Consider the following 10118-nt stretch of genomic DNA (forward strand, 5'->3'; position numbering starts at 1 on the left):
CGGGGTCGGCGACGGGGGAACATCAGTGCCGCCACCTCGTCGAAGTTGGTGACGAGGTGAAGCGTCAGTCCGTCGCATACCCCCGGCGGCAGTTCGTCGACGTCCACCGCGTTGGCCTTGGGCAGGATCACCGACTTCACCCCCAGCCGTCTGGCCGCCGACAACTTCTCGCGCACGCCGCCGATGGCCAGCACCTCGCCGCTCAGGGTCAGCTCGCCGGTCATGGCGATCGGCTGCGGCGGGCGGCCCAGGGCCAGTGAGAGCAGGGCGGTGGCCAGTGTGATGCCGGCCGACGGGCCATCCTTGGGTACCGCCCCTTCCGGCACGTGGAGGTGGACCCACGCCTTGTCGTAGAAGGAGGCATCCGCGCCGAAACGGGCGAGGTGGCTGGAGACGTAGGAGAAGGCGATCTCCGCCGACTCCTGCATCACCTTGCCCAGCTGTCCGGTCAGCTTGAGGCCGCGCCGGTCCTGATGGATCACCGCCGCCTCCAGCGCCAGGGTGGCGCCGCCCATCGCCGTCCATGCCAGCCCGGTCGCCTGGCCGACGGCCTGACGCAGCGGCTCGCGCTGGTAGCGCGGTTTGCCGACGAAATCGCTCAGGTTGCGCGCTCCGACGTGGATCGGGGCGGTGGCGTCGCCGCGCATCAGTCGGTGCGCCCCTTTGCGCAGCACCTTGTCGATCAACTGCTCCAGCCGCCGGACCCCGGGCTCACGGGCGTAGTACTCCACCAGCCGGCGCAGCGCGCCGTCGGTGAAGTGGATGTCCGCTCTGGTCATGCCGTGGGCCTTCAACCGGCGCGGGATCAGGTGGCGGCGGGCGATGACCACCTTCTCCGGCGCGAGGTAGCCGGGCAGGCGGATCACCTCCGCCCGGTCGCGTAGCGGCGCCGGGATGGTGTCGAGCTGATTGGCGGTGAGCAGGAAGAGCACCCGGGAGAGGTCGACCCGCACATCGAGGTAGTGGTCGAGGAAATCGCTGTTCTGCTCGGGGTCGAGCGCCTCCAGCAGGGCGCTGGCCGGGTCGCCGCGCGCATCGCCGCCGATCTTGTCCACCTCGTCGATCATGATCACCGGATTCTCCACCCCGGTCCGCTTCAACGCCTGGATGAACTTGCCCGGCATGGCGCCGATGTAGGTGCGGCGGTGCCCCTTGATCTCCGCCTCGTCGCGCATACCGCCGACCGAGAAGCGGTAGAAGGGGCGGTTGACCGCTTCGGCGATCGCCTTGCCCAGGCTGGTCTTGCCCACGCCCGGGGCGCCGACGAAGAGCAGGATGGAGCCGCCCAGCTCCTTCTTGCGGGCGCCGACGGCGATGAACTCCAGGATGCGCTCCTTGATGTCGTCCAGCCCGGCGTGGTGGTGGTTGAGCGCCCGCTCCGCCCGGGTGAGGTTGTAGCGCTCCCGCGTCCGCTGCCCCCAAGGAACGGAGAGGAGCCATTCGAGGTAGTTGCGGATCACCGAGTGCTCGGGCATCGACGGCTCGAGCGCCTCCAGCTTCTGCATCTCTTCGTCGAAGACCCGTGCCGCCTCCTCGGTGAGACGCAGCTTCTTCGCCCGGGCGCGCAGTTTGTTGCACAGCTCCTTTTTGGGGTCGCTCTCCAGCCCCAGTTCACGTTTGATCTCGCGCAGCTGCTCCTGCAGGAAGAACCTGCGTTGCTGTTCGGAGATCCGCTGTTCGATGCTGTCGCGGATCTTGTGCTGCACCTTGCTGACGTTGAGTTCGCGGTTGAGCAGGGTCATCACCATCTTCATCCGCGGGAAGATGGGCAGCGTGGCCAGCACCTTCTGCAGCTCGCTCCGGTCGGCGGTGGTCAGGCCGGCTGCGAAGTCGGCCAGCCGGCCCGGGTTGTCCACCGTGAAGCGGGTGGCGAAGAGACGCAGCTCCTCCTCGTAGAGCGGATTGTGCTTGAGCAGCTCCTTGATGGTGTTGATGATCGCCACCGTGTAGGCCCGCAGTTGGATGTTGTCGCTGTAGTCGGTGGCGTGGTGGTACTTGACGCGGGCGAAGATGGTCCCTTCGGGCATGTTGCGCTCGGCAGGCGGGCGCACCCACTCCTCGACCCGGAAACGTTCCAGACACTCGACGACCAGGTGGAGGCCGTGCTCCTCGATCTCGATCGCCTTGACCACGCGCGCCACCACACCGACATCATGCAGGTTGTCGGGAGCGAACTCCCGCTCCTCGTCGACCACCAGGATCAGGCCGACCATGTTGTTGCCGGAGGCGACGAGGGCGCGGATCTGCGCCATCAGCGCCGCGCTCTCGTAGACGAGGGGGACGACCAGGCCGGGGAAGAGCGGGCGGGTGGAGAGGGGCAGGATCTGCAGCAGTTCGGGAAAGTCGGGGCTACTGGGGACCAGCTCCCCCCGCTCCACCTCCACCTCGATGTCCGATTCGGCGCCGTCGCGTGGGGGCTGTTGCTCTTCGTTGCGTGTTTCGTCGTCGGGCGTATGGCTCATGGGGGCGCTTTGTAGAGGTGGGGGGCTTCCGTTTCAAGGTACAGCTCGTGGCGCAATCGCATCCGGTCGTCGTGACTTTCCCCGCCCGCTCCCTACAATGCGCCGCCCCGCGCCGGGCGCGGGCGCCTGCTACGGGCCGACCCGTCAGGTTGCAACGACACCGCGCGGCACGGCGCGCGAAAGGAGTGGAGCAAGGATGAGTGGGAAGAGAGCGGCATTCACCATCGAGGCGGATCTGCGCGATGCGACCGGGCGCAGCGCCGCGCGGCGCCTGCGGCGCGCCGGCAAGGTTCCGGCGGTGGTCTACGGCGGTGGCGGCCCCGAGCTGCCGATCGCCCTGGATGACGTGGCCATGCGCAAGCCGCTGGCCGACGAGAGCTTCTACACCTCGCTGATCGAGCTGCGCATCCGGGGGCGCAAGCGGTCGGAGACGGTGCTGCTCAAGGATGCGCAGTGGCATCCGGTGCGGGAGCATGTGATGCATCTCGATTTCCAGCGGGTGCACGGCTCCGACCGGGTCCATGTCGAGGTTCCGGTCCATCCGCGCAACGCGGAGAAGAGCCCCGGGGTGGTCAAGGGGGGACGGGTCGACCTGGTGCGCCACGTCCTCGAGGTGGTCTGCCGGGCGGATGCGATCCCCGATGCGATCGAGGTCGATTGCGCCGCGCTCGACTGGGGGGATACCGTCCATGTCGACGACCTCGTACTGCCCGCCGGGGTCGAGGTGCCGCACGAGGTGAACTTCACTGTGCTCAACATGGCGGCGCCGAAGGGGGCGGTTGCGGAAGAGGAGCCGGAGACGGACGCGGGCTCCTGAGGCGCGACGCCGTTCCGCGGGCCGGAGCGCATGGCGCGCAAGATGCTGGTAGGGCTGGGGAATCCCGGTGCGCGCTACCGGGATACCCGCCACAACGTCGGCTTCCGCTTTCTCGATCTCCTGGCCCGGGAGCAGGATCTCTACTTTGTTACCGAGAAGGCGTTCAAGGCGGAGATCGCCGATTGGCGGCCGACCCCCGATCTCGATGTGATGCTGGTCAAGCCGCTAAACTTCATGAACAACTCGGGCGAGACTGTGGGCAAGCTGGCGCGCTACTACCGCATCGCCACCGAGGCGATCACCGTGGTCTACGACGATCTGGACATGGACGCCGGCAAGTTGCGGATCAAGAAGGGGGGCGGCCACGGCGGTCACAACGGGCTGCGGTCGCTCAACCTCCATGTGGGCAACGCCTATACCCGGGTGAAGATCGGTATCGGGCGCCCGCCCGACGGTGACGTCACCCGCTGGGTGCTGTCGCCGATGACCCCGATGGAGGAGAAGGACGAAGCGTTGATCTTCTCCTGCCTGCTGCCGGAGATGGTGTCGATCCTCGAGGGGCGGCTGGCCCAGGCTTCCAACCGGATCCACCTGAATCTGCGCGAGCGGATCGTCGGGGAAGGGGGCTGATGGCCCTCTCCATCGGCATCGTCGGGCTGCCCAACGTCGGCAAGTCGACCCTGTTCAACGCCCTCAACGGCGGAGCCGGCGCCGAGGCGGCCAACTATCCCTTCTGTACCATCGATCCCAACGTCGGGGTGGTTCCGGTGCCCGATCCGCGGCTGGCCGAGCTGGCCGCCATCGTCCATCCGCAGCAGATCCGTCCGGCGACGGTCGAGTTCAACGACATCGCCGGGCTGGTCGCCGGGGCGTCGAAGGGGGAAGGGTTGGGCAACCGCTTCCTCGCCCACATCCGGGAGTGCGCGGCCGTCGCCCACGTGGTGCGTTGCTTCGAGGACGACGACGTCAGCCACGTCGCCGCCGCCGTCGATCCGTTGCGGGATATCGCAACGGTCGAGACCGAGCTGATGCTCAAGGATTTGGAGACGGTGGAGCGGGTGCGGGAGCGAGTCGAAAAGCAGGCGAAATCCGGCGACGGCGAGGCGCGCAAGTCGCTGGTCCTGCTGGATCGCGTGCTGGCGGCGCTGGGGGAGGGGCGGCCGGTGCGGCGCCTGTCGCTGGATGAGGAGGAGCGCACGCGGCTGCGCGGGCTCCATCTGCTCACCGCCAAGCCGGTGCTCTATGTGGCCAACGTCTCCGAGGAGGAGCTGGCCGGGGAAGGGGGCGACCATTTGCGCGCGGTGGAGTGCCATGCCGCCGGGGAGGGGGCTGCCGTGGTGGCGGTCAGCGCCGCCATTGAGGCGGAGCTGGCCGGGATGGATGCCGCGGCACGAACGGAGTTTCTCGAGGAACTGGGCCTTTCCGAGCCCGGATTGGATCGCCTCGTCCGCGAGGCCTACCGGCTGCTCGATCTGATCACCTTCTTCACCGCCGGTCCCAAGGAGGTGCGCGCCTGGACCATTCCCCGCGGCGCCACTGCGCCCGAAGCCGCCGGAACGATCCACACCGATTTCGCCCGTGGCTTCATCCGTGCGGAGGTGGTCGCATACGACGATTTCGTCTCCTGCGGTGGGGAGCAGGGGGCGAGGGAGGCGGGGAAGATGCGGCTTGAGGGGAAGTCCTACGTGGTGCAGGAGGGCGACGTGGTTCACTTCCGCTTCAATGTATAGGGAATTGACCGCGTCGCACACAGCCGGTGTTGCGGCCGGTGATGGCCGAGGCTGAAACGGCGGTGCGCGGGATCGACTATCCGGTCATCGCCCTGCTGGCCGGTTGCGATGCCGACACCTTCGATCGGATCGCCGGGGCGCTTGCCGGTCGTCCGGAGGTGGAGCTGATCCATGCCGGCGCGGAGGAGGGGGCCAACCCGCAGAAGATCGCCGCCCATCGCGGTGTGACGGTGGTGGTGCAGTGGATCGAGGCGGTGCCGGAGGAGGGGAGAGGGCTGCAGCCGATCCGCGACTTCCGGGAGAGTGAGGTCTGCCGCGATCTGCCGGTCGTGGCGTTGCTGCCGCAGGGGGGGGAGATGGAGTTCGGCGCCCCGTTGCGGGCGGGGGCCGATGCGGTGTTGCCGGACTCCGTCGCACCGGAGACGCTGCTGCTGCAGATGCGGGCCTTGGCCCGGGTCTGCTTCGAACGGATCGAGCTCGATTCGCTGCGCCAGGCATTGCGCAAGACACGCAAGCAGCTGCACGAGGCGCGTGCCCGGGCCGATCGTCTGACGGAGCAGGATCCGCTGACCGGGATGTTCACCGCGCAGCGCTTCGCCCTCCTCTACGAGATGGAGTGGCAGCGGGCGATGCGCGAGACCAACCCGATCGCCCTGTTGGCCATCGGGATCGACGATTTCGACGGCTACGCCGCCCGCTTCGGCAGGCAGGTGGCGGACGACTGCCTGCGCCAGGTGGCGCGGGCGATCCTCTCCTGCCTGAACCGGACCACCGACATCGCAGCACGCGACGAAGGGGGCGGGTTCATGGTGCTGTTGCCCAACACGCCGGCGTCGGGGGGGATCAAGGTGGGCTCGGCGATTCTCCAGACGGTGCGGGAGTTGCGGCTGTTGCGTGACGGGACGGAGGAGGGGGGGTGCGTCACCGTCAGCCTCGGGCTGGTCACCACCTCGCCGATGATCCGCCATACCGCACAGATGTTTCGTCTGGCCGCGGCCAAGGCGCTGGCCGACGCCCGGGCGCGCGGGGGCGACCAGCTGGCCAGCGAGGCGATCTAGCCGATGGGGGGCGGGGCGCTTCCCGTCGAGGGGCGGCGGGTCTGCTCCGTCTCAGAGCTCACCGCCGCCATCCAGCGGGTGATCGAGGGCAGTTTCCCCGCGGTGCTGGTGCGGGGGGAGGTGTCGCGGCTCACCCGTCACGCCTCCGGTCACCTCTACTTCACGGTGAAGGATGCGAAGGCGGCGCTCTCCGCCGTTCTCTGGCGCTCCACCGCCGCAAGGCTGCGCCGCCTGCCGGAGGAGGGGGGGGAGTACATCTTCCAGGGGCATCTCTCGGTCTACCCGCCGCGGGGCGGGTATCAGCTGGTGGTGCGCGCTCTGCGTCCGGCCGGCGAGGGGGCGCTGGCGCTGGAGTTCGTCCGGCGCAAGGAGGAGTGGGCGGCGCGTGGCTGGTTCGATGCGGCGCGCAAACGGCCGCTTCCCCCCCTACCGCGCCACATCGGCGTGGTCACCTCGCCGACGGCCGCCGCCTGGCAGGATGTGCGCAAGGTGTTGGCGGTTCGGCCGGCGTGGTTGCGCATCACGCTTGCACCGGCGGTGGTGCAGGGTGCGGAGGCGCCGGAGTCGATCGCCCGTGCCTTGCGCGGATTGGCGGCGGTGGCACCCGATGTGATCCTCCTGGTGCGCGGCGGCGGCAGCATGGAGGATCTCTGGTGTTTCAACGACGAGCGGGTGGTGCGGGCGATCCTCGATGCGCCGGCGCCGGTGATCACCGGCATCGGCCACGAGATCGATCTGACCCTGGCCGATCTGGCCGCCGACCTGCGGGCGGCCACCCCCTCCAACGCTGCGGAGCGCTGCTGTCCCGATAGGGCCGCGCTCGCCGCCCGGGTGGCTGGTCCGGAGCGGCTGCGGCAGTTGGCCTTCGGGGCGGTGGCGTCGGCGCGTGAACGCCTCGCCGGGGTGGAACGGCGCCTGCTGCGGACGGTGCCGCGGGAGCGCGACCGGTGGTGCCACGCGCAGGCCCGCGCCACCCAGGGGGTGATCGCGGCGTACGCCCGGCGGCTGCGGCGGTTGCGGGGGGTACATGACGGGCTGGCCGGCCGGCTGCTCCGGCAGGATCCGCGGCGGCAGCTGCGGCTGCGCCGGCAGCGGTTGCAGCTGGCGCAGTCGCGATTGCAGCAGGTGCCGGTGCGGTTGCGGCGGATGCGCCACCACTACCGTGCCGCGGCGCTGCGCATGCGGCAGCAGGCTCCCCGGCTGGTGGTGCGGCAGGGGCGTCTGCGCGATCTGCAGACGGCGCTCCATCGGCAGGCGATGCGGCGGGTTCACGCCTGCCGGCAGCGCTGGTTGGCGGCCGACCGTACGCTGCGGGCCCTCGACCCGCATCGGGTCCTCGAACGCGGTTATGTGATGGTGCGGAGGGAGGAGGATGGCCGGCTGGTGACGCGTGCGATCGAGGTGGGGAGAGGGGATGCGCTCGGACTGCGTTTCGTCGACGGCTCGCTCTCCGTGGTGGTGCGGTGACGCGGGGGCTCGCCCCATGGGGAGGGGGATGATGGCCTTCGGTGGCGCGGCGGGGCGGGCGGCAGGGTGGCTGCTGCTGTGCTGGCTGTCCGCCCTGGCCACGGTGGGCCGTGCGGCGGAGTGGCAGGCGGTGCAGGGGGGGGTCGTCGCGCTGTCGCATCCCGCGGTGGTGGCCGGGGTGCGCGTCTTCGGCCGTTCGTGGCCGGTACACGCCCGCGCCGGCGGTACGGTCGCCTGGGTGGGGGTCGATCTGGCCCGCAAGCCGGGCGATTACCCGGTGCGCTGGTCGGACGGGAGCACGGAGCGGCTGCGGGTGCGTCAAGGGCGGTTTAGCACGTCGTTCATCGAGGTCCCCCGGTCGATGGCCGAGTTCGATGCGAAGAAGCTGGCGCGGATCCGGCACGATCAGGCGCTGCTGCGCGCGGCCGCCCGCAGGCCGGTGGCGCGCTCCTTCTCCTTCCGTTTCGCCTTCCGGCCGGTGGAGGGGGTCGTCTCCACCCCCTTCGGTGCACGCCGTTTCGTCAACGGCCGGCCGCGCGCCCCCCATTCCGGTATCGATATCGCCGCGCCGCGGGGCACGCCGGTGCGGCTTCCGGCCGACGGCGTGGTGCTGTTGGCGGCGCCGATGTATCTGAGCGGCAATACGGTGGTGGTCGGCCATGGGGAGGGGGTGGTCGAGATCTTCGCCCATCTGGATCGGGTGGCGGTGCATGCCGGGGAGCGGCTGCACCGCGGTGCCTCTGTCGGAACGGTCGGTGCGACCGGTCGGGCGACGGGGCCGCATCTCCACTGGGGGGTGCGTTTCCGTGGTGCGCGGGTGACACCGGATGCGCTGCTTCCCCGCTGAGGTGGAGGAGGGTGGATCGGGTTCACGGTTGACTTTTGTCTCGGCCGCGGCAGGGTCGCGCGCCCTCCGCTGTCACGGCCCGAAGGTGGATCGGCGTACAGCGGGGCTGTTCGGAGAGGTTCCAGAGCGGTCAAATGGGGCAGACTGTAAATCTGCTGGCTATGCCTTCGATGGTTCGAATCCATCCCTCTCCACCAGTCGAGGGTTGTCGGAGCCGGGCGCGGGAGTCGTACCGGCAGTGGGCCGGGCATGGGCCGGCTCCTGCGGCGTCGCGGGTGTAGTTCAATGGCAGAACTCCAGCCTTCCAAGCTGGAAGTGCGGGTTCGATTCCCGCCACCCGCTCCAGTGTTCGGCGCCCTTTTTCGGTCATGCCCCGCCCAGGTAGCTCAGGGGTAGAGCACATCCTTGGTAAGGATGAGGTCGCGGGTTCAATTCCCGCCCTGGGCTCCAGGTCCGGCGGCATGGGCCGCCAGAGTGTGGTGACAATACGGCACGCCGGTCGATGCGGACGGCCGGTACGATTCAACGAAGCAGGGAGAAGGTATACAAGATGTCCAAGGAGAAATTCGAGCGCACGAAACCGCACGTGAACATCGGCACGATCGGTCACGTGGACCACGGGAAGACGACGCTGACGGCGGCGATCACGAAGGTGTTGTCGGAGAAGGGCCAGGCGGACTTCAAGGATTACGGCGACATCGACGGAGCACCGGAGGAGCGCGAACGAGGGATCACGATCGCGACGGCGCACGTGGAGTATGAGACGGAGAATCGTCATTATGCGCATGTGGACTGCCCGGGCCACGCGGACTACGTGAAGAACATGATCACGGGCGCGGCGCAGATGGACGGGGCGATTCTGGTGGTGAGCGCGGCGGACGGTCCGATGCCGCAGACGCGTGAGCACGTGCTGCTGGCGCGTCAGGTGAACGTTCCGCACCTGGTGGTGTTTCTCAACAAGGCGGACATGGTGGACGACGAGGAGTTGATGGAGCTGGTGGAGATGGAGGTGCGCGAGCTGCTCTCCGAGTACGACTTCCCCGGCGACGAGATTCCGGTGATCAAGGGGTCGGCGCTGAAGGCGCTGGAGGGTGACACTTCGGAGATCGGAGCGCCTGCGATCGAGGCGCTGATGAAGGCGGTGGACGAGTCGATTCCGGTGCCGGAGCGTCCGATCGACAAGCCGTTTTTGATGCCGATCGAGGATGTGTTTTCCATTTCGGGTCGGGGCACGGTGGTGACGGGCCGAGTGGAGCAGGGTGTGATCAAGGTCGGCGACGAGGTGGAGATCGTGGGGATCCGCGAGACGGCGAAGACGACCTGCACCGGTGTGGAGATGTTCCGCAAGCTGTTGGACCAGGGTCAGGCCGGAGACAACATCGGCGTTCTGCTGCGTGGGATCAAGCGAGACGAGGTGGAGCGCGGTCAGGTTTTGGCGCAGCCTGGTTCGATCACGCCGCATACGCGGTTCAAGGCGGAGACCTACATTCTGACCAAGGAGGAGGGTGGGCGGCACACGCCGTTTTTCAACGGCTACCGTCCGCAGTTTTACTTTCGGACCACGGACGTGACCGGCTCGGTGACGTTGCCGGAGGGGACGGAGATGGTGATGCCGGGAGACAACGTGAGCATGGAGGTGACGCTCTTGACGCCGATCGCGATGGACAAGGAGCTGCGCTTCGCCATCCGCGAGGGCGGGCGCACCGTCGGTGCCGGCGTGGTCACCGAGATCATCGA

At 68.7% G+C, this 10118-nt stretch carries 8 protein-coding genes and 3 tRNA genes; 10 read left to right on the forward strand and 1 reads right to left on the reverse strand.

Annotation, left to right across the window (positions count from 1 at the left end; all coding sequences use genetic code 11):
* Positions 1 to 2462, reverse strand: a 2462-nt coding sequence (gene lon / locus D6682_01680) for an endopeptidase La (GenBank protein ID RMH52521.1), incomplete at its 3' end; no start/stop codon positions are given.
* Between the two features lie 196 nt (positions 2463 to 2658).
* Here lon and D6682_01685 point away from each other — a divergent pair.
* From D6682_01685 to tuf, 10 genes are all read left to right on the forward strand, one after another.
* Positions 2659 to 3279, forward strand: coding sequence for a 50S ribosomal protein L25/general stress protein Ctc (locus tag D6682_01685; GenBank protein RMH52522.1), 621 nt, complete (start codon positions 2659 to 2661; stop codon positions 3277 to 3279).
* Positions 3280 to 3333: 54 nt separating this feature from the next.
* On the forward strand, positions 3334 to 3909 hold the full coding sequence (locus tag D6682_01690) for an aminoacyl-tRNA hydrolase (GenBank protein RMH52527.1): 576 nt from the start codon (positions 3334 to 3336) through the stop codon (positions 3907 to 3909).
* A complete protein-coding gene (gene ychF, locus D6682_01695) occupies positions 3909 to 5009 on the forward strand; it encodes a redox-regulated ATPase YchF (GenBank protein ID RMH52523.1) in 1101 nt (366 codons plus the stop codon). Before D6682_01690 ends, ychF begins: the two co-directional genes overlap by 1 nt.
* A 26-nt stretch (positions 5010 to 5035) precedes the next feature.
* On the forward strand, positions 5036 to 6067 hold the full coding sequence (locus D6682_01700) for a diguanylate cyclase (protein RMH52524.1): 1032 nt from the start codon (positions 5036 to 5038) through the stop codon (positions 6065 to 6067).
* A gap of 3 nt (positions 6068 to 6070) precedes the next feature.
* Positions 6071 to 7534: an exodeoxyribonuclease VII large subunit gene (xseA, locus tag D6682_01705; protein ID RMH52525.1), complete on the forward strand. Its 1464-nt coding sequence runs from the start codon at positions 6071 to 6073 to the stop codon at positions 7532 to 7534.
* 31 nt (positions 7535 to 7565) lie between these two features.
* The gene (locus D6682_01710) at positions 7566 to 8381 is read left to right on the forward strand and encodes a M23 family metallopeptidase (protein ID RMH52528.1); all 816 of its coding nucleotides are present in this window, start codon (positions 7566 to 7568) and stop codon (positions 8379 to 8381) included.
* A 112-nt stretch (positions 8382 to 8493) separates the two neighbouring features.
* Positions 8494 to 8578, forward strand: a tRNA-Tyr gene (locus tag D6682_01715).
* A gap of 74 nt (positions 8579 to 8652) precedes the next feature.
* Positions 8653 to 8726, forward strand: a tRNA-Gly gene (locus D6682_01720).
* A 30-nt stretch (positions 8727 to 8756) separates the two neighbouring features.
* A tRNA-Thr gene (locus D6682_01725) sits at positions 8757 to 8831 on the forward strand.
* 100 nt (positions 8832 to 8931) lie between these two features.
* Positions 8932 to 10118 (forward strand): elongation factor Tu (tuf, locus tag D6682_01730; GenBank protein ID RMH52526.1); only part of this gene is annotated, 1187 nt, incomplete at its 3' end.

The organism is Zetaproteobacteria bacterium (assembly GCA_003696765.1).
Classification (GTDB): domain Bacteria; phylum Pseudomonadota; class Zetaproteobacteria; order Mariprofundales; family J009; genus RFFX01.